The 24,962-nt window shown below is 64.7% G+C and carries 20 protein-coding genes and 2 pseudogenes; 11 read left to right on the top strand and 11 right to left on the bottom strand.

The genetic code is table 11. The features are described from left to right. The first annotated feature begins 2 nt into the window (after positions 1-2). The 3 genes and pseudogenes from MVF96_RS08960 to MVF96_RS08950 all read left to right on the top strand — a co-directional run bounded on the left by MVF96_RS08960 (position 3) and on the right by MVF96_RS08950 (position 3,998). Positions 3-440: a SufE family protein gene (locus MVF96_RS08960; RefSeq protein ID WP_058252692.1), complete on the top strand. Its 438-nt coding sequence runs from the start codon at positions 3-5 to the stop codon at positions 438-440. After that, a pseudogene (locus MVF96_RS08955) lies at positions 437-1,989 on the top strand (condensation domain-containing protein). Before MVF96_RS08960 ends, MVF96_RS08955 begins: the two are co-directional and overlap by 4 nt. 206 nt (positions 1,990-2,195) lie before the next feature. Beyond that, positions 2,196-3,998 (top strand): acetyl/propionyl/methylcrotonyl-CoA carboxylase subunit alpha, encoded by a 1,803-nt coding sequence (locus MVF96_RS08950; protein ID WP_058252690.1) that lies wholly within the window; start codon positions 2,196-2,198, stop codon positions 3,996-3,998. A gap of 74 nt (positions 3,999-4,072) precedes the next feature. Here MVF96_RS08950 and MVF96_RS08945 read toward each other — a convergent pair whose 3' ends face one another. Continuing rightward, on the bottom strand, positions 4,073-5,311 hold the full coding sequence (locus tag MVF96_RS08945) for an IS110 family RNA-guided transposase (RefSeq protein WP_247451875.1): 1,239 nt from the start codon (positions 5,309-5,311) through the stop codon (positions 4,073-4,075). A 438-nt stretch (positions 5,312-5,749) separates the two neighbouring features. On the opposite strand from MVF96_RS08945, the gene MVF96_RS08940 reads away from it, so the two are divergent. Further along, complete coding sequence (locus MVF96_RS08940; RefSeq protein ID WP_247451874.1) at positions 5,750-6,112, top strand: GNAT family N-acetyltransferase; 363 nt, start codon at positions 5,750-5,752, stop codon at positions 6,110-6,112. Between the two features lie 71 nt (positions 6,113-6,183). On the opposite strand, the gene MVF96_RS08935 is transcribed toward MVF96_RS08940, so the two are convergent. From MVF96_RS08935 to MVF96_RS08915, 5 genes are all read right to left on the bottom strand, one after another. Continuing rightward, positions 6,184-6,501, bottom strand: a complete 318-nt coding sequence (locus MVF96_RS08935) for a hypothetical protein (RefSeq protein WP_083207517.1) — start codon at positions 6,499-6,501, stop codon at positions 6,184-6,186. 113 nt (positions 6,502-6,614) lie between these two features. Continuing rightward, positions 6,615-7,166, bottom strand: coding sequence for a hypothetical protein (locus tag MVF96_RS08930; protein WP_065632781.1), 552 nt, complete (start codon positions 7,164-7,166; stop codon positions 6,615-6,617). A gap of 144 nt (positions 7,167-7,310) precedes the next feature. Continuing rightward, positions 7,311-7,694: a hypothetical protein gene (locus MVF96_RS08925; RefSeq protein WP_211538125.1), complete on the bottom strand. Its 384-nt coding sequence runs from the start codon at positions 7,692-7,694 to the stop codon at positions 7,311-7,313. Positions 7,695-7,827: 133 nt separating this feature from the next. After that, positions 7,828-8,124: a hypothetical protein gene (locus tag MVF96_RS08920; RefSeq protein ID WP_247451873.1), complete on the bottom strand. Its 297-nt coding sequence runs from the start codon at positions 8,122-8,124 to the stop codon at positions 7,828-7,830. A 56-nt stretch (positions 8,125-8,180) separates the two neighbouring features. Further along, on the bottom strand, positions 8,181-9,596 hold the full coding sequence (locus MVF96_RS08915; protein WP_247451872.1) for a Fis family transcriptional regulator: 1,416 nt from the start codon (positions 9,594-9,596) through the stop codon (positions 8,181-8,183). Between the two features lie 191 nt (positions 9,597-9,787). On the opposite strand from MVF96_RS08915, the gene MVF96_RS08910 reads away from it, so the two are divergent. The 5 genes and pseudogenes from MVF96_RS08910 (at position 9,788) to MVF96_RS08890 (ending at position 18,743) form a co-directional block, all read left to right on the top strand. Beyond that, positions 9,788-11,680 carry a hypothetical protein gene (locus MVF96_RS08910; protein WP_247451871.1) on the top strand — a complete coding sequence of 631 codons (1,893 nt, stop codon included), beginning with the start codon at positions 9,788-9,790 and terminating at the stop codon, positions 11,678-11,680. Between the two features lie 58 nt (positions 11,681-11,738). Then, complete coding sequence (locus MVF96_RS08905) at positions 11,739-13,364, top strand: class I SAM-dependent DNA methyltransferase (RefSeq protein ID WP_247451870.1); 1,626 nt, start codon at positions 11,739-11,741, stop codon at positions 13,362-13,364. Next, complete coding sequence (locus tag MVF96_RS08900; RefSeq protein ID WP_272499127.1) at positions 13,357-14,583, top strand: restriction endonuclease subunit S; 1,227 nt, start codon at positions 13,357-13,359, stop codon at positions 14,581-14,583. The genes MVF96_RS08905 and MVF96_RS08900 overlap by 8 nt, the downstream gene beginning before the upstream one ends. Positions 14,584-14,645: 62 nt before the next feature. Beyond that, a pseudogene (locus MVF96_RS08895) lies at positions 14,646-17,845 on the top strand (type I restriction endonuclease subunit R). Beyond that, positions 17,838-18,743, top strand: a complete 906-nt coding sequence (locus tag MVF96_RS08890) for a hypothetical protein (RefSeq protein WP_247451869.1) — start codon at positions 17,838-17,840, stop codon at positions 18,741-18,743. The pseudogene MVF96_RS08895 and the gene MVF96_RS08890 overlap by 8 nt, the downstream one beginning before the upstream one ends. Positions 18,744-18,771: 28 nt before the next feature. Here MVF96_RS08890 and MVF96_RS08885 read toward each other — a convergent pair whose 3' ends face one another. Both MVF96_RS08885 and MVF96_RS08880 read right to left on the bottom strand, forming a co-directional pair. Continuing rightward, positions 18,772-19,125, bottom strand: a complete 354-nt coding sequence (locus MVF96_RS08885) for a PIN-like domain-containing protein (RefSeq protein WP_247451868.1) — start codon at positions 19,123-19,125, stop codon at positions 18,772-18,774. A 34-nt stretch (positions 19,126-19,159) separates the two neighbouring features. Beyond that, positions 19,160-19,783 carry a DUF433 domain-containing protein gene (locus tag MVF96_RS08880; RefSeq protein ID WP_247451867.1) on the bottom strand — a complete coding sequence of 208 codons (624 nt, stop codon included), beginning with the start codon at positions 19,781-19,783 and terminating at the stop codon, positions 19,160-19,162. Between the two features lie 262 nt (positions 19,784-20,045). Between MVF96_RS08880 and MVF96_RS08875 the strand changes: the two genes are divergently transcribed. Beyond that, the gene (locus tag MVF96_RS08875) at positions 20,046-21,767 is read left to right on the top strand and encodes an HNH endonuclease signature motif containing protein (RefSeq protein WP_418930427.1); all 1,722 of its coding nucleotides are present in this window, start codon (positions 20,046-20,048) and stop codon (positions 21,765-21,767) included. 39 nt (positions 21,768-21,806) lie between these two features. Here MVF96_RS08875 and MVF96_RS08870 read toward each other — a convergent pair whose 3' ends face one another. Then, positions 21,807-22,661: a sigma-70 family RNA polymerase sigma factor gene (locus MVF96_RS08870; RefSeq protein ID WP_247451865.1), complete on the bottom strand. Its 855-nt coding sequence runs from the start codon at positions 22,659-22,661 to the stop codon at positions 21,807-21,809. Between the two features lie 156 nt (positions 22,662-22,817). On the opposite strand from MVF96_RS08870, the gene MVF96_RS08865 reads away from it, so the two are divergent. Then, positions 22,818-23,180, top strand: a complete 363-nt coding sequence (locus tag MVF96_RS08865) for a DoxX family protein (protein WP_226512958.1) — start codon at positions 22,818-22,820, stop codon at positions 23,178-23,180. Between the two features lie 22 nt (positions 23,181-23,202). Here MVF96_RS08865 and MVF96_RS08860 read toward each other — a convergent pair whose 3' ends face one another. Both MVF96_RS08860 and MVF96_RS08855 read right to left on the bottom strand, forming a co-directional pair. Then, complete coding sequence (locus MVF96_RS08860; protein ID WP_247451864.1) at positions 23,203-23,760, bottom strand: nuclear transport factor 2 family protein; 558 nt, start codon at positions 23,758-23,760, stop codon at positions 23,203-23,205. Continuing rightward, positions 23,757-24,929: a flavin reductase family protein gene (locus tag MVF96_RS08855; protein WP_247451863.1), complete on the bottom strand. Its 1,173-nt coding sequence runs from the start codon at positions 24,927-24,929 to the stop codon at positions 23,757-23,759. The genes MVF96_RS08860 and MVF96_RS08855 overlap by 4 nt, the downstream gene beginning before the upstream one ends. Between the last annotated feature and the right edge of the window lie 33 nt (positions 24,930-24,962).

Genomic DNA, 24,962 nt, shown 5'->3' with positions numbered 1-24,962 from the left:
CGATGAGTCTGCCTCCAGCCCTGGCCGAGATCGTCGACGACTTCGGCGCACTCGGCGACTCCGACAAGGTCACCCTCCTGCTCGAGTTCGCCGGCGAATTGCCGGACATACCGGCGCATCTCGAGCAGGATGCGATGGAACCGGTACCCGAGTGCCAGTCGCCGGTCTTCCTGTCCGTCGACGCCGCCGACCCGTCGTCGGTGCGGCTGTATTTCAGCGCTCCGCGCGAGGCGCCGACGACCCGCGGTTTCGCCGCCATCCTGCATCAGGGGCTCGACACCGCGTCGGCGCGCGAAATCCTCGACGTGCCATCGGATTTCTATTACGACCTGGGACTCGGCAGCGCCGTGAGTCCGCTGCGCCTGCGGGGTATGGCGGGCATGCTGGGCCGCATCAAGGCGCAGGTTCGCGCCCAGGTGCCCGACACCCCCGGGGCATGAAGTTCATCCAGATCCGCGACGAACCCATCGCGCCCGGCGGTCTCGTCGAGTGGACGCCGTATGTGCCGGGCGGACTGGGTAATTGGGACTACGACTCGCGTCTGACCTCGCACAATCACGAGCAACATCTGCGGGCGGCGTTCGAGTACCGGGTCCGCACGCGTCGCGAGGGCGGACGTGAGGCCTGGCTCGGGTTGAGCATCGAGTTCGACGAGCCGCTGTCGATTCCGGCCATCCGGTCGGTGCTGACCCAGTGGATCGACCGGCACGAGGTGCTGCGTAGTCACGTCGTGATCAAGGGCTCCGGCCTGCAGCGGCTGACCACCGCGCCGGGGACCGTGAAACTCAAGATGGGCCGGGTCGGCTGGTACGCCGAGTCGGGTCCGCTCGTGGAGCAACTGGCGGGCTCGTTCGATCGAGCCACCGCACCGCTGCACTGGCCGGCCTACCGGTTCGCGACGGTCGGACGCGAACGCTCGTTCACGCTCCTCTTCGCCGCCGATCACTCGCTGGTCGACGGGTACTCGCTGATCATGGCCCAGCAGGAGTTGGTGTCGATGTACCGGGCGGCGCGGGAGCATCGCGGCGCGAATCTGCCCGAGGTCGGCAGTTATGTCGACTTCAGCGCCGCGGAACGCCGGCTCGCCGACCAGACCGGGCGCGATCATCCGGCCGTCGGCTTGTGGTCGGAGTTCCTGGCCGCCGGCAACGGTGACATGCCCGGCCTGCACACGGCCGATCCGGCCACCGGCCACCGCACCCCCGACGATGTCGCCCCCGACGATGTCGACACGGACGCGGCACTCCCCGGGAGTCGCTGTGGGGTGTCGTCGCCGACGACGCGACGGCCAACAGGTTCACCGCGATGTGCTCGGAGGCCGGCGGCACGCTGACCGCCGGGGTGCTGGCGGCCTTCGCCGTCGTGCACCACGAACTGACCGGCGATCGGCAGTTCCGGTGTGTGCTGCCGCGGCACACGCGCGACGACGCCCGCTGGCTGACCTCCCTCGGCTGGTTCGTCGGGGTCGCTCCCTTCTGTCTGGACATGTCCGACTCCCCGACGTTCGACCAGGCCGTCGTCCGATCCACCGCCGCGCTCAAGCACGGGCGTCAGGGCGCTTCGCTGCCGTTCCTGCGGGTGGCCGACCTGATCGGGCACGAGGGTGGCCCGCGGTTCGTCATCTCGTTCATCGACACGCGCTATGCGCCGGGCGCCGGGGCCGCCGACGCGGGGCGTGCGAAGGTCCTCCGCAGTCACAGCTACTCGCCCGACGAGGTGTACATCTGGATCAACCGCACCCCGTCGGGGCTGCGGTACTCCGCCCGGTTCCCGCGCGAGTCGCCACTGCGTGAGCTCGGCGTCGCCGCCTCGGCGAACACCCCGGGTGCACAACATGAGGGAAACGTCACATTTCCCGCCGCCGAGGCCCGTTCCGAAGACGGTTGGGCGATCGACCCGACAGGTGGTCCCGTCCACGCCTACCTGCGTGCTTTCGCCGAACTGGTCCGACGCCTCGGTGATGCGAGCACATTCTCTCCGGCGTTGTGACCCAGGGCTCCACCGAACGATTGCTCGGTGGGCTAGGGTATTGCCCGGAAGGTCACGACACCTGCACCGCGAAGGTGTCGCATCGCCCTCGCCGTCCGCATCCCGGCCGGTGACGGCGGGCCGCCAGACTTGACCGACGTCCGCCAAACGTGTCGCGTGCGCTACCGCGTCGTGCACCTGAGTACGAGTAAGGCCCAGGAGAACAAGTGCCCAGTACCTCTGCGAACACTCCGTCCGCAATCAGCAAGGTCCTCATCGCCAACCGTGGCGAAATCGCTGTCCGCGTGATCCGCGCCGCCCGGGATGCAGGTATCGCGAGCGTCGCGGTGTACGCCGAGCCCGACGCGAACGCACTGTTCGTCAAACTCGCCGACGAGGCTTTCGCACTGGGCGGGCAGACATCGGCGGAGTCGTACCTGGTCTTCGACAAGATCCTCGACGCGGCCAAGAAATCCGGCGCCGACGCGATCCACCCGGGTTACGGCTTCCTGTCGGAGAACGGCGACTTCGCGCAGGCCGTCATCGACGCCGGGCTGATCTGGATCGGTCCGTCACCGCAGTCGATCCGCGACCTCGGCGACAAGGTGACCGCGCGCCACATCGCGCTCAAGGCCGACGCACCGATGGCCCCCGGCACCAAGGATCCGGTGAAGGACGCCGACGAGGTCGTCGCCTTCGCCCAGGAGCACGGCGTGCCGGTCGCCATCAAGGCGGCATTCGGCGGCGGTGGACGCGGCATGAAGGTCGCCTACACGATCGAGGAGATCCCGCACCTGTTCGAGTCGGCCACCCGCGAGGCCGTCGCGGCGTTCGGTCGCGGGGAGTGCTTCGTCGAGCGCTACCTCGACAAGGCCCGCCACGTCGAGGCCCAGGTCATCGCCGACCAGCACGGCAACGTCATCGTCGCCGGCACCCGCGACTGCTCGCTGCAGCGTCGATTCCAGAAGCTGGTCGAGGAGGCCCCGGCTCCGTTCCTGACCGACGAGCAGCGCACCAAGATCCACGAGTCCGCCAAGGCCATCTGCCGCGAGGCCGGCTACTACGGCGCCGGCACGGTCGAGTTCCTGGTCGGCAGCGACGGGCTGGTCTCGTTCCTCGAGGTCAACACCCGCCTGCAGGTGGAGCACCCGGTCACCGAGGAGACCGCGGGCATCGACCTGGTGCGTCAGCAGTTCCGCATCGCCAACGGCGAGAAACTGGAGATCACCGAGGACCCGACCCCGCGCGGTCACGCCTTCGAGTTCCGCATCAACGGTGAGGACGCCGGCCGCAACTTCCTGCCCGCCCCGGGACCGATCTCGGTCTACAAGGAGCCGACCGGCCCCGGCGTCCGCGTCGACTCCGGCGTCGTCGAGGGTGACGTCATCGGCGGCCAGTTCGACTCGATGCTGGCCAAGCTGATCGTCACCGGCGAGACCCGCGAGCAGGCGCTGGAGCGTTCGCGTCGTGCACTGGCCGAGTTCGAGGTCGAGGGCCTGGCGACGGTCATCCCGTTCCACCGGCACATCGTCTCCAATCCCGCCTTCATCGGCGACGGCGAGAAGTTCGACGTCTACACCAAGTGGATCGAGACCGATTGGGACAACCCGATCGAGCCGTACACCGGCGGCGAGCCCATCGAAGAGGACGAAGCCGCCCCGCGGCAGAACGTCGTCGTCGAGGTCGGCGGCCGTCGCGTCGAGGTGTCGCTGCCCGGCGATCTCGCCCTCGGTGGCGGTGGCGGCTCGGCCAACGGCGTCGTCCGCAAGAAGCCGAAGGAACGTTCACGCAAGAAGGGCGGCGGCGCAGCCGTTTCCGGCGACGCCGTGGCCGCTCCGATGCAGGGCACCGTCGTCAAGGTCGCCGTGGAGGAGGGCCAGGAGGTCGCCGCCGGTGATCTGGTCGTCGTCCTCGAGGCCATGAAGATGGAGAACCCGGTCACCGCCCACAAGGACGGCGTCGTCACCGGCCTCACCATCGAGGCCGGCGCTGCCGTCACCCAGGGCACGGTGCTGCTCGAGCTGAAGTGACTTCCGCCCCATAATTCGAAAGAACCGCAAAAAACTACTGGTCCCTAATCCGAAGAGTGTGGTGAGGTGGCTGCTCAGGCCGCTCCGTGGGGTGTGATGGTGACTTCGTATCCGAGTTTGTGTAGGTCGTAGATAGCGCGGTTCTTGGTGCGTTCGGGATGGCGGTGCTGGTAGTAATCGGCGCCGGGTTCGTCGTAGACGACGTTGTCGGTCAGCATGATCCAGACCACAGTGAGCAGGGTGTGCTCGAGGGCGACGATCGCTTTGGGTTTGCCGCGGGAGCGGACCAGGCGCCGGTACTTGGCGTTGAGAAAAGTGCCTTTGTGGCTGGCGATCGACAACGCCGCGGCCCCGAGAGCACCTTTAAGGTGACGGTTACCGGGGCGGGTTTTGACGTTCTTGACCCGTCCGGCGGACTGGTGCTGGCCGGGACAGACCCCCGCCCACGAGGCCAAATGGCCTGGGGTGGGGAACTGGGCCATCTGGCCGCCGGTCTCGGCGATGATCACATCGGCGGTGCTGGTGGAGATACCCGGGATCGTGCAGATCAGGTCCCGCTTGGCTTGAAACGGCGCCATCACCTTCTCGATGCGCTCGGTCAACGCGTCGATCCGGGTGGTGTGTTCGGTGATGAAATCCAGATGCAACTCGACCAGGAACGCGTGGTGGTCGGTGAAGCGGCCCTGCAACGCCTTCGTCAACGCGGGGATCTTGCGGCGGAGTTGTTTCACCGACAACTCCGCCAACACGGCGGGATCGCGTTCACCCTTGACCAGCGCCTGCAACATGAATCGTGACGAGACCCCGTTGATATCGGAGACCACCACCGACAGTTTGATGCCGGCGTCTTCGAGGACTTTCTCCAACCGTTGAATCTCGCGGCCGCGTTCGCGGGTGATCGCGGTGCGGGTGCGGGTCAGATCGCGTAACCGTCGGATCGGTTCCGGTGGCACGAACGAGGCCCGCAACAGCCCGTGGGCGGCCAGCTGCGCCAGCCACGCCGCATCCGACACATCGGTTTTGCGGCCCGGGAGGTTCTTGGCGTCGTGGGCGTTGACCAGCATCACCTCGAACGGGGCGTCTTCGAGGAGGTAGTAGAACGGTTTCCAGTAGTCGCCGGTGGCTTCCATGACCACACACGTCACCTGCTCGGCGATCAGATAGTCCCGCAGCCGCAGAATGTCGCCGCTCATCGACGACCAGGTCGTGGTATCTTGCACGGTCTTTCGGCCCGGACTAGCCAGGCGGACACAGACTTTCACATCCTTTTTCGACACATCCATCCCGGCACATCGGGCATGCAGCACTTCCATCTCGGTCTCCTTTTCGAGTCCTCGAAAAGTGGGCTGCGGACGGGGCAAACAAATGCAGGAGTCTAATCCGCGTGCTCATAGCAACAATCCACGATTCCCGTGGCAGGCCCCGCGCCTCACACTGAGGTACTGGCTCTTCGGCACAAGGGAGGAATTCAAGGTCACCGCATCCCACCCCTCCACTATCAACCCCCCACGCGCCGGTGACCAGCACGAACTCTTCGACCCCCACGACGGCCGCCAGGCCGCAGATACTGAGGTGCGAGGAGCGCAAGCGACGAGCCACGAAGGGCCTGGTGAGGCGAGTTGCGAGGACCCTTCGAGGCTCGCTTCGCTCGCACCTCAGGGAGCAGACAAGCGGGCCCCTTCGCCCTGCTCCCTGAGGAGCCCCGGAGCTTGCGGAGGGGCGTCACGAAGGGTCAACCCGACAACAAGGCAATGCAACCAGTCGAGATCAACGCCGGGACGTGGTATCTGCGTGCGCTTCGTGCGGACGAGCGGATCACCGACGTCCCGGCGTTGTCTCATCTCGAGGTCGACGACCCCGCCGCGTACGTCGCTGCGGCGCAGCGTGACTGGGAGTCGGATACACGATTCGTCTGGGCGATCTGCATCCCCACCACCGGTGAGCTCATCGCCCTGATCGGGGTCACGCCGAACGGCTCGTCGGGCCGCCTGTGGGGCGAGGCACGCGACGGCTACGACGAGGCGCTCGACACCGCCGTCGGGCCGGTCTCGAGGTTTGCCGAGGGTGCGCTCGGTCTGGTTGTCGGGCAAACGCTCTCGCGCGGTGTTCGCTGAGAGCGGCATCATGGCCTGGCGACGTGGACCGGAACCGGTGCGCGTCGTCTAGCTGTAGGGCGTCGGTTACCTCAGTTCCGCAACCCGATGCCACGGCTCTCGACGGCATACGGCGCGGGACACCACACTCGGGCCGTCTTACCGCTTCTCGCCTTCTGCCACGAACTCTGCACGAACTTCTTCCCGAACAGCTTGGGGTTGACTGTGTTGAAGCAGACCGCATATGCCTGGTACGAACCGTTTCCGCCCTTGCACAACGCATCTGAGTAGGTGAAGCCCCCACCCTTGGTGCACTGGGTCGGCGCTGCGGATGCTTCACTTGCTCCGCCCACCGCGAGTGTCAGTGCCGCAGCGCTCGCAACCATCGTGGCGGTCAATCGTTTTCTCATTGGTCATCCCTTCCGATGCGCGAAGTGCGCGGATCGAAGACTCCACGCATTGGACGAAATCTACGGTGCCAGATCAAGCAGGTCTGTCCTCCGGACCGGTGAATTGTCCCACCTCACTGTCCGACTCCGATCACCTTGATCGTCTCGGTGGCCACGATCGGCTGTCCACCAATGGGCGGGGTCACCGACACCGTGATCCGGTAGTCGCCCGGTACGGTGATCGATGGCATCTGGCTGAACGTCCGCCCGCCGCTGCATTCATCGCTCCGGTACCGTTCATCGACATCGCCTGGACCGGTCACATCGATCACCACCGCACAGTCATCCGACTCGAGGTCGCCGTCCTCCGACCGCGACGTCCAGCTCACTCCCGGGAAGCTCGTACCGCCGCGTCGATTGAGCTGGATCATCTTGTCTCCCACTTTGTCCCCGCTGTAGAACTCCAGCTTCACAGACCGGATCGCATCGACGTCGGCACTCGCTTCAGCACTGGTCCCCGACGAGTATGCGGCGGCACCGGTGGAGACCGCGGTCGTGGAGCTGGTGGCCTGGGTGGCGGTGACGGTTGCGGTCACCGTCTCCGGCGCAGGCGCCTGCTCCTCCGCACACCCTGTGATCACACCCAGAGCGGCGATCCCGATGATTCCCAGCACGATCCGACGCATGTGCGACCCTTTCTCAGTACCGACAGACACGGCATCGTCCCACGGCTCGATACGGATAGCGCGCTCAACGGATGGCCCGCGGCTCAAATTGGTACGGACGGACTACACGTCCAGACAAGGGCGCCCCGGTCGAGCAAGCTTCGATCAGCACATGGCCCAAGCGCCGTACTCGGAGCGGTCCTCGTCGCGTTCAGCGATCTGCCCGTTGATCCAGATCGCGCAGTACACGTAGCTCGCGTTGTCATTCTGGATGTCTGCCGAGATGTACTGGCCGTACTCCTTGTACTCGGTGAAGCTCGACGATCCGCACCAGAGTCCGTTGTTCCGCTCCGAGAGCTGGACCCGCTGATCGTAGTGGCGGTTGCCGTTGTCGTATTCGACGTCGTTGCCGTACCGCTCGGACGAACAGAATACGGTCTTCACGCGGTCGTACTGGTCGGTGATCACGGCCTCGGCAGGGACCGCGAGTGCGAGCGCGGGGATGATGGCTCCGGCGCCGATGAGAGCCGTGCGGATGATCTTGCGCATTTCAATTCTCCTTGTGTAGCGATGGTTCCAGGTGACGCCGCGGACACAGCGCACGTGTGCGTGTCGGACGGAACCCGCGTGATCGACAGGGCCGACCAGGCAATCGTCTGGTCGCCCGACAGCCGATGGATGCCTACTGCATGTCGACTCCTCGGAAGCACGACTCGCATGCGGTACGGACGCGGGCGATGCCCGTTCGGATTCGTCCGCGCCGGCCACACAGTTCGCAGATCGTGCTGGACTCCTCCACGCTGGCGTCGATCAGGAGCTCGCAGACACCGCGGGTGAATTCGTCGACCGACTCTCCGTAATTCACGTAGCAGCGCAGGACCCCGAACTTCCCCTTGATCTGCACGTAGGTGAAGTCGTCGGTGACGGCGGTGAGTTGACGATGGAGACGGACCAGAAGCGGATACCACCCTGTGTTCACGGAACAGTCAACGGCCGGAGGTGCCATTGCGTCGGGGAGTCGGACGGGTTCGGGCATCACGCCACGCCTCGCTCGACGTCCGCCGGGCTCTCAGAGTCCACACCCGCCAGCGCGTTCAGGGCGTCGGCCAGCAGGCGATCGATGGCTGAGTAGACAGCCCCGCAGGTGTTCTCGATCTTGCGCACGTTGTTCGCGATCGCACCGGCAGACTTCTTGATCTCGTCAATCTTTTCGAGTTGTTTGACTGCGGCGGTGATTTTCTCCTCCGCGGTGTTGATCTCCTGCGCGCCCGACCTGGTGGCCGCAGCCAGGGATGCGGTCCGCAGGAGCATGACGACCGCGCGCATGAGGTCGGGGTCATCGGCAGTCGGGTCGAAAGCGAGCACGATTCGACGCCGACCGAGCACGCGAATCGTCTCACCGCAGTTCTGTTCCACGGACCGGACCAGGCCGATCGCGGCAGTGGCGTTCCGGTTTCGTTCAGCTTCGTCGAAGTACGCGCACCAGTGATCCCGCTTCGAGTCGGTCACCTCGACGACGACGCGCGCGTCTCCGCCGTCGACGAGCAGTACGCCGTCGCCCTTCTTGCAGCGAACGACCGAGCCGACGACGGCACCGGTTTCGAGGTACTCATCCCCGAGGCCGGCGGCGACCTGGTGGAGAACCTGATGGATCTCGGCCTCATAGGTGCTCCCCTTGATCGGGGACACCTTGCTGACCGACGCTTTCGCCTCGGCCACTTTCAACGCTGTGACCACCTCGTCGAGCCGCTGCGCCACCGCGGAGTGCTGTTCCGCGAGTTGGGCAGTCAGTGCGTCCTGACGCTTGGCGAGGTCTGCGGTGTGCTTGGCCATGGGGGATGTCGGGTCGGCAGGATCGAACTGTTTGGCCGCCTTGGCGAGCAGTTCGCTGGTGTTCTCGGCGGCACGTTTGTCAAGGTTCGCGGCAAAACGTTCGAGCAGTGGCGCGAAGCGGTCGACGACCTCCGGGTCGGTACCTCCGAACAGCCGTTTGAGTTCGGCTTCGGTCTCGCGGCGCATCAGTGCAATGGCGTCCGAGAGTGACTTGCGAGTTGCCTCGTCGGCCTCGCGAAGGGTCTTCTGCGCTTCCTCGGCAGCCTTGCTGACGGCCTCCGACGCGGCTTTCACGCTGCGGTCGGTCATCGAAGCGGCCTCTGCCGTCGACGACGCAGCCCTCTCACCGAGTTCGGTGATCATGCGCTCGAGGGCACGCGATTCCTGGGCGTCGCCGGTCGCCGACAGGGCGTGAGAACCAATGGTGATCGCCTTGGCAACGAAATCACCGAGGTCGGCCTCGACGAGGGCCGCTTGGTCTTCGACGATCGGCCCGCGTTCGCCGGTGGTCCATCGCTGCGCTTCGCGGACAACATCTTTGTCTCGGACTGTCACCCCTTCGATGACGACGGCTGCGGCCAGTTCATCAAAGTGTGCGGGTGCTTTCGGTTCGGTCATTTCAGCTCCTCCCGGTCTGGCCGACCAAGGGGATCGGCTGCCGAACACAGACTGCGCCCAAGCCGACCTCTGCCGACACAATTTCACTGTTAAGCCGCCTTAACAGTGAGACCACACATGCGCGAGTGCGAGCTGGGTAGTGTTCTGCGGGGAACCGATGGGCAGTCGACAACGGCGAGGAGGTGACCGCAATGACCACACTGACGATGCAGGACATCGCCGACCTGGCGAGAGTAACGCGGCCGGCAGTCAGTCAGTGGCGCAAACGCCCGATCGTGCACGGCGAGTCGTTTCCCTTCCCTACTGCGGTCTCGACGATCAGCGGCATCGAACATTTCGACCGCACCGAGATCGTGGAGTGGCTCGACCGAACGGGTCGTGGCAAGAACCGCGCCGAACAGCATCTGGACGTCGACGCTCTGGCGGTTCCGGAGCACGTCCGGTTCGACGATGTCGTCTGCCTGTTGGCTCTGTACGCCTTGTCGGGAGTCGATTTCGCGGACGCATCACACGGCGAACTGACCACTGCGGCCACGCGAGTCGACCCTGACGATCAACTGATCCGACGCGAAATCGACGCTTTCACGGCAACATCGGATTCGGTGCGGTTCACTGAGCAGCTCGTCGTTGCCTCCCTCGGCACACCTGATGCGCTGACTCGTCTGGAGCGAGGGCGGCTGGGCAGAGCACGCGGCGTACGCGACCTGACCCCCGACGCGCTGGGTCTCGTCCGCGGAGTTGTCGGCGCCGCGGTGGCGCACCTCGACGCAGATGTGTCTATCGTCCCGGCCGGCGACCCGACCTTGGCGCTCGCGTGCGCCGACCTGGCGTCGGAGCTGGTCGTCCGGGGCACCGACAGCGAGGCCCGGGATCTCCGGCGGCGAGCGGCAATCGCGAGAGTCGACGTGAGCACCTCTGTACAGGCACGAGGCGCAGTTGTCGCCTCGCTCATCGGGTCCGAGGTGTCCGATGTGCTCGAAGCTGTGGATGCACTCCTTCTCGATCTGCGGGACGGCGACGTCGCGGTAATCATGGCACCGGCGGCCGCGCTCACCGATCACCTCGCCGGCGACTTGCAGATCCGCCGGTCCGAGACACTCAAGCTCGGCAGCGTCGTCGCGGCACTACGCCTTCCGCGCGGTCTTTGGCGCGAGGCACATCGGCAGAGCCAGGCTTTGTGGATCTGTCGGGGCGGGACGGCTTCGGACCTCATCGGCACCGCCGACCTGGACAGGTTCAGCGGCGACGACCTGGGCGACCTCGCCAGTGACGTCACCGCGATCCTCGACCAGGATGCCAGGCGCGCCCACCGGTATTTCCGGTCGCGCGAATTGATCGCGATCCGGGGAAGCGGCACGGTCGTTCCCCGCGGGACCAGTGCGCCACGCCTCCGATCCCGCGCGCTCGCTGACCATGCTGACCGTGTCCATCACGCCACGCTGCAGACGTCGACTCCCGCACGCACGGTGGACGTGCTTATTAAGTCAGCGTCCGGACGGTTCCGGACGCACGATCAGTCGCTCGCCGAGTTGCAAGAGAGCAATCTCATCACGGTGCGCTCGGGAAACCGCTTCGACGAGTCGGATGCCGACCCACGTGGAACGGTGATCGTCTTGCCAGAGGGAACGCTGCGCTTCGATCCTTTCGATGCGGCGCAACGCTATCCACGCGCCCGACGAACCGATCCGGGGGACATCGTGTTCGTCGAGAAGCCGGTCCCGCACGCGGTCATCGACAACGTGGGCGGGTCGCTTGTGAAGGCCCCCGCGAAGCTCCTGCGGATCGACCCGCGAGCGCCACTCGGTCCCCACACGCTCGCGGCGATCATCAATTCGAGATGTGAACCCGGATCGGAGTGGCAGACCTGGCGTGTACCAGGGCTCACCTCCACCGAGTCCGATCAACTCGAACGAGCTCTCGCCGACGTCGCCGACTATCAGCGCGCAGTCGAGCGAAAGGTGGCCGCCGCCAAGGAGTTGACCGTCGCGCTCATCGATGGGGTGGCCGCCGGCGACATCTCCCTGGACACCACCGAAACCACACCCGGCATAACAGCCGTGAGGACAACGGCGGGGCCGGGATGAGCGGTCGATGACCGCTCCCCTGTGCCAACCGCAGCATTCGATAGAGAGGAACCACCAAATGGCCGCGAGGCGCAAGGCAGAGCCGTCGGCTCCGTCGACGATGAAAGAGCTCAAGGACACCCTGTGGAAGGCGGCCGACAAGCTCCGCGGTTCGCTGTCGGCGAGCCAGTACAAGGATGTCATCCTGGGGCTGGTCTTCCTCAAGTACGTCTCCGACGCGTACGACGAACGCCGAGAGGACATCCGGCGGGAACTGGCCGATGACGGTTTCGACGAGTCGCAGATCGCGGATGTCATCGACGATGCCGGCGAGTACCAGGGTGCCGGGGTCTTCGTGGTCCCGCCGATCGCACGCTGGTCATTTCTGGCGGACAACGCGAAGGGCCTCGCCTCCGACGACGGTTCGCCCGACAAGAACATCGGCCAGCTGATCGACGAGGCGATGGACGCGGTCATCGCCGCCAACAAGTCACTTGCCGGAACGCTTCCTCGAATCTACAACCGCGACAACATCGATCAGCGACGGCTCGGCGAGCTCGTCGACTTGTTCAACAGCGCCCGTTTCAGCCGGCAGGGCGAGCACAAGGCCCGCGACCTGATGGGCGAGGTCTACGAATACTTCCTGGGGAACTTCGCTCGCGCCGAGGGAAAGCGTGGCGGCGAGTTCTTCACGCCGCGCAGCGTTGTCCGGGTGATCGTCGAGGTCCTCGAGCCGTCGAAGGGTCGCGTTTACGACCCGTGCTGCGGCTCGGGTGGCATGTTCGTGCAGACCGAGCAGTTCATCTATGAACACGACGGCGACCCCAAGCAGGTTTCGGTGTACGGCCAGGAGGCCATCGAGGAAACCTGGCGGATGGCGAAGATGAACCTGGCGATCCACGGAATCGACAACAACGGTCTCGGTGCCCGGTGGGGTGACACGTTCGCTCGGGATCAACATGCCGATCTGCAGATGGACTATGTGATGGCCAATCCGCCGTTCAACATCAAAGACTGGTCCAGGAACGAGGAAGACCCCCGCTGGCGGTATGGCGTTCCCCCGGCGAAAAACGCGAACTACGCCTGGTTGCAGCACATCTTGTCGAAGCTGACTCCTGGCGGCAAGGCGGGCGTCGTGCTGGCGAACGGCTCGATGTCATCGAACAACAACGGAGAGGGCGCGATACGCGCCCAGATCGTGGATGCCGACCTGGTGTCGTGCATGATCGCGCTGCCGACGCAGCTCTTCCGCAGCACCGGAATCCCGGTGTGCTTATGGTTCTTCGCGAAGGACAAGACCAAGGGCAAGCAGGGTTCCATCGACCGGAGCGGGCAAGTGTTGTTCATCGATGCCCGCGAGATGGGCTACATGATCGATCGCGCGGAGCGCGCTCTGACTGATGAGGAGATTGTCAAGATCGGCGACACGTTCCATGCGTGGCGCGGGTCGGCGTCGGCTGCCGAGAAGGGCGTCGAGTACGAGGACGTCCCCGGGTTCTGCAAGTCCGCGACGCTCGAAGAGATCAAGGCAGCTGGGTATGCGTTAACGCCGGGGCGGTACGTGGGTGCCGCGGAGGCCGAGGAAGACGGCGAACCAATCGACGAGAAGATAGCAAGGCTGAAGACGGAGCTCTTCGCTGCACTCGACGAGTCCGCACGATTGGAAACTATTGTGCGCCAACGAATGGAGCGGCTTAATGGATAAGTGTCCGGGCACGCAGTGGGAGGAGGTCCAACTCGGCGACCTTCTGACTCGAATCACGTACGGCTTCACCAACCCGATGCCGACCACAGACTCCGGACCCGTCATGGTGACGGCGAAGGACATCCGTGGAGGCCGCATCGACTACAACACTGCGCGTCACACGTCGATCGACGCGTTCCGGAAGAATCTCACCGACAAGAGCAGACCACAACTCGGCGACATCCTCTTGACTAAAGACGGAAGTATTGGCCGTGTCGCCGTCTGCGATCGAGACGACATTTGCATCAACCAGTCGGTTGCCCTCCTGCAGTTGAAAGCAGGCGTTAATCCGAAATTCCTCGCGTACCTGTTGCAGGCGCCGGAGTACCAGGCGGCGATGGCGGCCGACGCAGATGGTTCGACGATCAAGCACATCTACATCACTCGCGTTGACAAGATGTCCATTCGAGTTCCCGACCTTGTTGCACAAGTGGCTATTGCCGAAGTCCTCGGCGCCCTCGACGACAAGATCGCAGCGAATGAGCGGGCAACCACCACAGCACAACATTATCTACGCACGGTGGCATCTCGACTGATCTCGTCGTCGAACTCCGCCATCGCGCTAAATCAATGCGCCGAGATTGTGAAAGGCGTGTCGTACCGCAGCGCCGACCTACAGGAATCGAAAACCGCACTGGTCACCCTAAAGTCCGTCTCGCGTGAGGGAAACTTCGAATTCGCAGGCTTCAAGGAGTTCGTCGGCAAGTTCACCCCAGCTCAGCAGGTCGTGGCGGGCGACATTATCGTCGCACAGACCGATCTCACCCAGGGCGGTGATGTGATCGGACGCGCAGTACGCGTTCCACCTGTCGACTCGTACGACAGGCTTGTAGCTAGCCTCGATCTAGCAATTGTGAGACCACGCGATTGCATGACGTCGGAGTACCTACTTGCTTGTTTGCAGCAGCGCAATTTTCACGTGCATTGTGCATCTTTCGCGTCAGGGACAACCGTCCTCCATCTGAGTAGAGGCGCTTTTGAGTCCTACGAGGTTCCATTCGCTGATTCTGAGTCGCAAGCCCGTTACGCAGCGCTAGCTAGAGATGTCCACCAACTAATCGACGCTATAGGTCAGGAGTCGCGCCGCCTGACCAGCACCCGCGACCAATTGCTCCCTCTCCTGATGTCCGGCAAAGTGACCGTCAAAGACATCGAGCCCGACATCGAAGACATCGTCTGACAACGAGAGACCGCGGACAGACCAACGTCTCCCACCCGAATTCACGACAAAAGGACCACCAGATGAGCGTAATTCCCGAATCCGAGTGGGAGACGTTGGCACTCGAGTGGCTGGCCGACCAGGAGTGGCAACCGACGCACGGGTCTGAGATCGCGCCCAGCACCGAGGACGGCCGCACGTCCTGGGACGACATCGTCCTCCCCGACCGGCTTCTCGAGAAGATGCGGGAGCTGAATCCCAATGTGCCCTATGAGTATCTCGTGCAGGCACGCGCCGCTGTTCTCGCACCCGAGTCTGGCGACCCGCTCGCCGAGAACCGCCGGCTGCACGAGATACTCGTCAAGGGTTTCCGAGGTATCTCCTACGTCGACCACGAGGGGTTGGAGCAGACCCCGACCATCCGTCTGATCGGTGCGCGCCCGGAGGACAACGAGTTGCTCGCCGTCCAGCAGGTGACCGTGCGCAACTCTGAACACCAGCGCCGATTCGACGTGGTGCTGTACCTCAACGGCCTGCCGGTCGCGTTCTTCGAACTCAAACAAGCCGGTTCGGCGCAGGCGGACCTGGCGTCCGCCCACGCTCAGCTCCAGACCTACCTGCGCGAGTTTCCGATGGTGTTCCGATTCGCGGTGGTCTCGGTGATCAGCGACGTGATCACGGCTCGGTACGGCACGCCGTTCACACCTCTCGAACACTTCGCACCATGGAATGTCGACGACGACGGTAAGCCCATCGCGTCGGGCCACTCGACCGATCCCGAGAAGATGGGACTCGAACTCGAGTACCTGATCGACGGTGTCTTCAATCCCGAACGGTTCCTGCAGATCCAGCGGAACTTCACCGCCTTCGACGCCGGCGCTGACGGCTACCTGAAGCGAATCGCCAAGCCGCACCAGTACTTCGCGGTCACCAAGGCCGTTGGCAATACGGTCGCGGCTGCGGAGAGCAACGGCAAGGCCGGCGTCGTGTGGCACACTCAGGGGTCGGGCAAGTCCATGGAGATGGAGCTATACGCCCACCTCGTGGCACGTCAGCCGAAGCTCAAGAACCCGACGATCGTCGTGGTCACCGACCGACGTGAACTCGACGGCCAGTTGTTCGAAACATTTAACCGGTCCGAACTCCTCGACGAATCGCCAGTGAAAGTGACGTCGCGAGAACAACTCCGGGACGAGCTGACCAACCGGACGACCGGCGGCATCTACTTCACCACCCTGCAGAAGTTCAGCCGCACACAGGCCGAGCGCGAGGCCGGCGCCGACCACCCGCTGTTGACCGACCGCCGCAATGTGATCGTCGTCGTCGACGAGGCGCACCGTAGTCACTACGACGACCTCGATGGCTACGCCCGACATCTCGCCGATGCGGTGCCGCACGCGACCCTGATCGCGTTCACCGGTACACCGATCTCGTTCGCCGAACGCAACACCCGAGAGGTCTTTGGCCCCTACATCGACATCTACGACCTCACCCGGGCCGTCGACGACGGCGCCACCGTGCCGGTCTACTTCGAGCCGCGACTGATCCGGGTCGGCCTCACCGAGGACGTGACCGAGGACGATCTCGACCGCGCCGCCGACGAGGCAACCCGCGGCCTCGACGACGCCGAACGCGCCCAGATCGAGAAGTCCGTGGCCGTCATCAACGCGGTGTACGGCGCTCCCGAGCGCGTCAGGTCACTCGCTGCCGACATCGTGGAACACTGGGACGGCCGGTCGGCGTCTCTGGAGACCTTCATCTCGACGCCCGGTAAGGCGTTCATCGTCACCGCAACCCGCGACATCGCTGCCCGACTGTACGAGGAGATCTTCACACTTCGCCCAGAGTGGCACAACGACGCGGTCGACAAAGGAGTCATCAAGGTCGTCTACTCCGGCAGCGCCAAGGACCAAGGCCCCGTCGCGAAACACGTTCGGCGCGACGCGCAGAACAAGATCATCCAGAAGCGCCTGAAAGACCCCGACGACGAACTGCAGATCGTCATCGTCAAGGACATGATGCTCACCGGGTTCGACGCGCCGCCGCTGCACACGCTGTATCTCGACCGCCCGCTCAAAGGTGCCCTGCTCATGCAGACCCTGGCGCGAGTGAACCGGACTTTTCGAGGAAAGCCGTCCGGCCTGCTCGTCGCCTACGCGCCCCTGGCCGACAACCTGCACAAGGCACTCGCCGAGTACACCGAGACCGACCAGGCACAGCAACCGGTCGGCCGGAACATCGACGAGGCGGTCGCACTCACCCAGCAGCTGCTCACACAACTTGATGACGTGTGCTCCGGATACGACTGGCGCAGAAAGGCCAAGGACCCCGACCGCGGGTGGATGAAAGCGGCCATCGGCCTGACCGAGTACCTGCGCTCGCCCGAAACCCCGGGCAACGCAGGGTCCGAAGACGAGGAGACTCTCGGCGGACGCTACCGCTCCCTCTCCGCCCATCTCGCAAGAGCCTGGGCACTAGCCGGTGGAGAGAAGTCGCTCGGCGAGTTGCGGCCGACGGTCCAGTTCTACGAAGAAGTCCGCGTCTGGATGGGCAAGTTCGACGCCGCCGACCGGCAGGCCGGAGGTCGCCCGGTTCCGGAGGAGATCAAACGCCTGCTGTCGTCGTTGGTGGCGCGCTCCACCGCGAGCGGTGAGATCGTCGACATCTACGACGCGGCAGGACTTCCCAAGCCGTCGTTGTCCGACCTCGGGCCCGACTTCGAGACCAAGGCCAAGGCCGCCACCAACCCGCATCTGGCGATCGAAGCGCTTCGCGCGACCCTGACCGAGGAATCTGCGCGTGCAACGCGGAATAACGTCGTTCGGCAGCGTGACTTCTCCGAGCGGATCACCGATCTGATGAAGCGCTACACCAACCAACAGATCACCTCTGCCGAAGTCATCGCCGAGCTCATCGCGATGGCCAAAGAAGTGGCGGCGGAGGAAGCCGCGGTGAACGCTTCTCACCCGCTCTGAGCGAGGACGAACTCGCCTTCTACGACGCCGTTGCGAAGAACGAGTCGGCGGTCGAGTTCCAGGGTGACGAAGTCCTCGCCCAGATTGCGCGCGAGCTGGTCCGGATCATGCAGCGCGACACCAAATTCGACTGGACCGTCCGCGACGACGTGCGCGCGAAACTGCGGTCCTCCATCAAACGCTTGCTGGTCAAGTACAAATACCCGCCGGACAAGCAGCCGGCCGCCATCACCACGGTGTTCGAGCAGATGGAGATGATGGCACCTAGGTTCGCAGCAGAGAACGCCCCGGGAGACGACGATGACTGAGCACTGGATCGATTGGTCCTCTGATGCACGCGATCGATTCACGCGTGTCATCTCCGATCTGAGGGAGCTGTCGCTCCTCCCTGACACGACGTCCGCAGACGACATCAGTTCGCTCGTGTCGGACATGCTTGATCGGCGCGATCAGATCGCCACCAAAACGTGGGACTCCAAGGCGTCCGAAATCCCGGTGCAGGATGGAAAAACCGCTCTGCGCCAGGTTTCCGAAGTGCTGTCCGCCGCCGACCAAGCAGTGATCGACGAGCTCGTCTCGCGGATCCCAGCGAAATCGGTTCATGAGCGGATGAACTCCGCTGCGTATCTCGCAGCCGAGATCGACGCGGCGACAGCCGAAGCAGCGACGCTCGACTCGCACCGCTCAGGTGGTCCGGCAAGTCAGCAGGATGCCACCGATACCGAACTGCTCGGCGATCCCGCCGACTACGCCGGAATCGATCCCATCGAAGACGTGGCGATTCCGCCCCGGGTCGTATGGACCGAAGCCGACCGCAAGATCGCCCTCGACGAAGCCGCCAGCACGTACGGCGTCGCCCCTGGCGAGTGGTACTCGGTCGAATGGCCTCCGACCGACGCCACACTGTGGACCCCCGGGTATCTCGTCACCTCCGAGTGGAAGCCGTGCGACGAACACACCGACGACCCGGACAGCGACGAGGCACTGGAATGCGTCCAGTGCGAAGACTCTGTCACCACCGACATCGAAGAGATGGCCGTCTGGAAGTTCACCACAAGATTGACTCATCACCGAATCGGGTTCGACAGCAACGGTTCTCTGGTCGTCGAACGTTCAACCGAGGACATCGACCCGTCGTTTGAGGTACGCGAGATCACGCAGGACCCACGCCTTGTCCGCATCGGCCCGCCCCATGGACATCGCTGACGTCACGCCTGGAGGCCAACGACGACGGCTACATCAACTGCTCGAGACGCGGGCGTGGGTCACCGAAGACGCGCCACACGGACGGGGTGCCGCTCATGCAGTGCGTACAGATGTCGCGCAGATTCGCGTGGAGGGCATCGATCAGCTGCTGTCTGGTTGCATGACCGTGAAACAGGAACAGGTGGATGCGAGCGCGCTTGTAGGCCTGCAATTCCGAGGGCGTGACGAGAATTGTGGTGTCCCGACCAATTGCCGCCCATCCGTTCCGGCCGACATCACGGAGCCAGCGTTCGTCCGGCGTCCCCTCCGCTGCCGCGCGAGTTCCGTACACCGCAGCCGGAGTATGGACGATGTAACCGAGATCTTCGATCGATCGCCGCAAGGTCCTGCCGGCGATGTTCTCATCCAGGTAGAACTCAGGCGGTGCGGCCCAGGAGGACGCGGGCGGCGGTTCGAACCTGGGATCTCGAGATGTCGAACTCCTCGGCAACGACCTCGCCGTCCTCTCCGGCTTTCAGCATTGCAGCGACGTCCGCGAGGCGAGGTCCTGATGCTCCGAACCGCGGCTGCCCGAACGCAACGTCTGGGTCGACGATGACCTTCTCCGGCTCCCATTCGCGTAGTTGTAGGCGGCTCGGATGCTCACCGTCCCAACTGACATATGAGATGTAGTCCTGGACGATCTCGCGGATGACATTCTGTCCGGATCGCGCTTCGATGAGCCCGGCGCCGGCTCGGGTCTTGGCGAAGTCCCACAGGACATCAACGCCGTCTGTGGCCAGATTCGGCGCTGTCAGCACGTAGTCACGACCGAAGTCCCGTTGCAGCTGCTCGAGCGCGGGACGGATCTTGCGAACGTGAACGCCTGCGCTGCGAAGGGCGTCGAGTACGTATGCCTCGGTCAGGGCGATGAAGGACACGTTTGCTTGTCGCTGTGGCGCGTCCACCACATGTAGAAGCGGTTCCCCACGGTCGTAGCCTTTCGCCCACCGGTGAAACGTCTGCTGACTGATGGCGAGATAGCGAGCCGCATCGCTCATGGTGAGAATGCCTGCATCAAAGCGAGGATCGCCGATGGTGGTCACGCTGCGTTCTACCTCCCGCCTGACCCTGGACTACAAGTTGTCGATTGTAGCCACACCATGATGGCACCGTGAGCAGCTCTGTGGAGTCTGCACACCAACTGCGGTAGGCAGTGAGCACCCTCCGACCTGTCGGTGCGTCGTGATTTCATTCGACAAGAGTCTGAGGAAGTTGATAATCAACACTTGACTCGAACGCATGTTCGAGTATGGTGGTGGCATGTCATCGGGGGCGGGGGCCGGAGCCACTACATCGGTGGACCCATCACAGGAGTCGGTCGAGCCGCGCTTTCGTCCCGACCATGAACTCTCCGCTGCCGAACTCGTCGAGGTCCTCAACCATTGCGCGGGCTTGGCGGCGGCGTCCACGCATCGAATGATGGTCGTGGCCAGCCTCATTCACGATGAACGCGAGATGGACTACGCCCAGCGGCGCGCCGAGACGCACAGCGGCGAACTCGACTCCATCGAAGCCTTCGAGCACCTGTCCGCGCGAGTGGCCGCCGGCGAGAACCCCTACGAGCAGTTCGGGCCCAACGGTCTCGAACAGGCCATCGCCGAAGTCGGTGCCACCCTCACCGTGACACCGGCTGAGGCGAAAAACCTGATCGAGGCCGGCGACGCACTGCGCTACCGACTCTCCTTCACCGGACACGCACTCGCGTGTGGTCGAATCGACAAGCGGCGCTTCCTCATCGCTCTCAAGCGCACCGATCTCATCACCGACGACGAAGAGATGCAGACCGTCGACGCCCATCTCGCCGAGGCGATCTTCGCCCGCGCACCGATGTCCACGGCCCGGTTCACCGCCATGGTCGATTCCATCGTCGCCAAGTGGGCACCCGACGCGATCCGCCGACGCAAGGAGCGAGTGAAATCCGACCGCAAGGTGACCGTCACCCCCGACCGCTTCACACCCGGGCAGTCCCGGATCTCCGGCACGCTGCCCCATGCTGATGCCGCCGAGTTCGACGCCCGCCTGACGGCGATGGCCACCGCGGTCCACGCCGGCGACCCTCGAAAGTTGGCCAACCGCCGGGTCGATGCTCTGAAAGCGCTCGCGCGGGGCGAAGCTTCTATCGCGTGCGAATGCGACGACTGCCGACCTGCCGCAATGGACATTGAAGCCGACACCACCGGGGACGTCGACGCAGCGACAGTGGACACCGCCGACCACACGACTGAGGCACCCGCGCGCCACTCCGGGAACGATGACACCGACACCCCGGACAGCGACACGGTTGTCGCCGACCCTCCGGGTCCGGACGCGTCGCCGTCGTCACCGCTGGCGCCGCGCGCGACCTTCCACATCGTGGTGAACCTGTCAACCCTGATCGGTCTCGACGACGACCCCGCCTTCCTCGACCGCCACGGCATCATCGACGCCGACACCGCCCGTCAGCTCCTCGCCGAAGCCCGCCGCACCTACATCCATCCCGCACCAACCCCCGACGCGCCCGACGCGTCACCGGCACCGGCTCCCGACGCGGACAGTTCGACAAGGCGGTACACCCCGTCGAAGAAGCTCCAGGCGCTGGTGCGCGCCGGCGAACTGTGCTGCACCTTCCCCGGCTGCAACGCCCCGGTCTGGCAGATCGATCTCGACCACACCGAACCCTTCGATCACACCGACCCGCGTCGCGGTGGCCCGACCGATGCGCGCAACCTCAAACCGCTGTGCCGGTTCCATCACCGCATCAAGACCTTCACCAGCTGGCAGGACCACCAAGACGAGTCCCGCACCGCCTGGTTCACCACCCCCACCGGGCACATGTTCGTCGGCAACGCCTTCAGCGGACGCGACCTGTTCAACAAGCTCTTCCCCAGACGGTCACCCGATCATCCCGCCCGCGACAGACTCGACACGCAGCGCGACAACGACTTCCGGCGCCACCAACGCGCCGAGAAGCGCTGGAACGACGCCAACCCGCCACCGTTCTAGAGATCCCGCTCCGGACGGAGCAGCTCCCCACATCGCCGGTCAGGACCACTCTGACACGGTGGCTGAAGTCATGCGATGGATGTCGATTCTCGCGACGCGGCCATCGACCACGAGGACATCGACAACGGCGAGCGGGTGTCCGCCCGGTGCGATCACATGAACCACCCGGTCGCCCAGCCACATCGGCGTACTCGCCCGGATGCGGTCGACGAACAACGTGGTCTCCTCTGCGACCGCCCGGGCGCCTCGGACCACGGTCGGTGTGTCCGGCGGGACCAGTGACCGGTCGGCGACACGGACGCAATCATCAGCCAGCAGCGCGACCATCGCATCGAGATCGCCGCCGCGCGCCGCGGCCAAGAAGGCGTCCACGACCCGGGCCGCGGCGGCCGACGGCAGCTCGGATTTCGACTCGCAGTCCAGCTGCGTCAACGCGATCCGGCCGCGTGCCCGGCTCGCATGCTTCTTCGCACCGTCCACACTGGTGTCGAGGATCGTTGCGACCTCACCGAACGGAACCGCAAAGAGGTCATGCAGCACATAGGCCACGCGTTGCGACGGCGTCAACCGATCGAGGACCACCATCAGCGCACGTGACACGTTCTCGCGCTGCAGATAGAGCTCGTCGGCCGCGACAGCCTCCGCCGGGAGAGCGTCGGCGAACAGCGGATCTTCCCGACGTCTGCCGCGGGCGCGCAACTGATCGAGACACACCCGGGTGAGTGTTGTCGTGAACCATGCGGCAGGGTTGCGGATCTCGGTGCCGTCGACACGCACCGAGTTGAGCCACGTGCTCTGCACGGCGTCCTCGGCGTCGTGAATAGAGCCGAGCATCCGGAACGCCATGGCCGTCAGCTGCGGTCGTAGATCTTCGAATTCTGATGTCGGTACCACCGGATGTCACCTTCTCGTGGAGCGGGACGTCGGAACGGGTGAGAGCACCACACTCACATCCGACCATCCGACAACCCACCTCAGAGGAGGACACATGTCGACCGTACCGACCCGGCCACCGCGCGGCGGAACCCGACCGGCGAAGGGCCCCCGGCGATGACCACCGCCCTGTTCGTCGCCACGATCATCTGCATCGTGGCCAATGCCGGTATCGCCATCGCCGACTTCGCCCGGGCCGAGTTCGTGCTGGCCAATTCGGCCGAGGTCCACGTCCCACCTCGGTTCCTGCCCCACCTCGCGACACTCAAGGCCGCCGGAGCAGCAGGGCTTGTCCTCGGGTTGACGATCGAACCCTGGATCGGCGTCGCCGCCGGAACCGGGCTCACTCTGTTCTTCGTCGGCGCGGTCATCGCCCATGTGCGGGCCCGCGTCTTCTACAACATCGCGTTCCCGGGCGCCTTCCTGCTCCTCGGCGTGGCGGCTACGGTCTACATGATCCGACTGACCACAGGCGCGTGACCCGTCACCGGCGTCGAAAGCCTCAGCCCAACAACACCGACGCCGACGGGCAGCTCTCGGCGAATCCGTTGGGAAGCGGCGCGATGAAGACGTTCTCGGTGCGGGTACGGGTGATCCGCCACCGGCCGTCGTCCCTGCGAAAGGCGTTGTTCAGCCGACTCGACCGCAACAGGGCCGAGCCGTCGCCGAACAGCCACGGCTGCATGTGAATCCACTGCCCTTCGGCCTCGTCGCCGTCGACGTGGATCTGCTCCGACGTCAGGTAATGCGCATTGAGCACCAGTGCCGGGTCCCGCTTCTCGCCCCAGAAGCGCTGGAAGTGCTCGCCGATGGCCTGCTTGCCCTCCGCGCGCCCGAACTGACCGTCGTAGTACTCGCCGACGCCCTCCCACACGGCGTCGTCGGTGTAGAGGTCCAGGATGCGCTCGACGCGCTCGGCGTCATCCGCGAGACCGGGTTCGGGACACGGGGTGTCACAGAGGAACATGTACCGAGCCTGGATTCGCCGGATCTCGGCTTCGGCCTCCAGGGTCTCGACCCGCGCGACGAGCGCCGAGATCCTGGCATCGACATCGCTCATCGCCCGAGCACCTCGACCACCGCACGCGCCTCCGAGATCCAGGCCTCGACCTCAGAGCCGTTCACGCCCAGCGGCAACTGCGACAACCGGAGCGTCATCGAGTATCCGCTGCGTGCGTCCCGGATCGGCAGGACGACGGAACCGACGTCATAGGTCTGATCGGGTCGCACCTCGCGAAGGCGATAGTCCACGGCCGACTTCCCGATGGACTCGCAGATCTCGCGCTCCTGCGAAGGCGTCAACCGGCCCCGCTCATAGGATTTCGTCGCCTCCCGCATCTCCTCGTACGCAGTCGACGAGGCATCGGGCAGGAAGGACACCAGGTAACCGTGCCGCCGCACGAAGTCGAGACGGTCGCGATGTACCTGCCGCACATCATCATCGGCATGCCGGAGCTTCGCCAGCCACCGCTCCCGGGTCTCGTCGTCCTGGTCGAACACGTACGTGTCCCCGATGGGCGGCACCATCGGGATGCGGTACGCGAGGCCTTCCTCACGGTCGACGCCCGGCGCGGTGGCCGACAACACGACGGCCATCTCGTCGCGGCTGACCGAGGTGAGGACCGACACCTCGCAGCCGACGGACGTCGCCAATGCCTCCACCTGCGGACGCGCCGCGTGTGCGGCATGGATCGTCGGCAGGATCTCGTGGTCCATTCGGGCCATCAGGGACGTCGACACGAAACTGCCGTAGCCACCCTGGAAGAAGATCAGCGGCGACACCGGGTTGGTCACGGCCAGATCCCGCACCTCACAGAGCGTTATCCAGTGATCACCCGCTTCGACGATGTTGCTGATGCGGGTGTCGATCCAGGCCACCGAATCCGCGAGAACCGGATCGCCCGACGGCGAAGGGAACCAGTCGATGCCCGCGAGCTTGTCCTCCCAACGCTGCGCGATGGTGAGGACGACGTCCTCCTGTTCACCGCCGAGGATGTTGATGCACAACGACTCGCAGGCCCGCATCTTCTCGAAGGTGCGCGAGGTTTTCATCGGCATGAAGGACACCAACGGCGGGTCCATCGACACCGAACTGAAAGTCCCGACGACCATGGCCAGCACGGAGCCGTCGTCACCGCGTCCCGTCACCACGACCACGCCGGTGGGATAGTGCCCCATCACATTTCGGAAGATGCCTGGGTCGATGGCACTGATCACGTTGTCGGACATGTCTTCTCCTGGGATCGAATCGTCGCGGTGGTC

The organism is Gordonia hongkongensis (genome assembly GCF_023078355.1).
Lineage (GTDB): Bacteria > Actinomycetota > Actinomycetes > Mycobacteriales > Mycobacteriaceae > Gordonia > Gordonia hongkongensis.
This window is presented reverse-complemented; position numbering and strand designations above follow the sequence as displayed.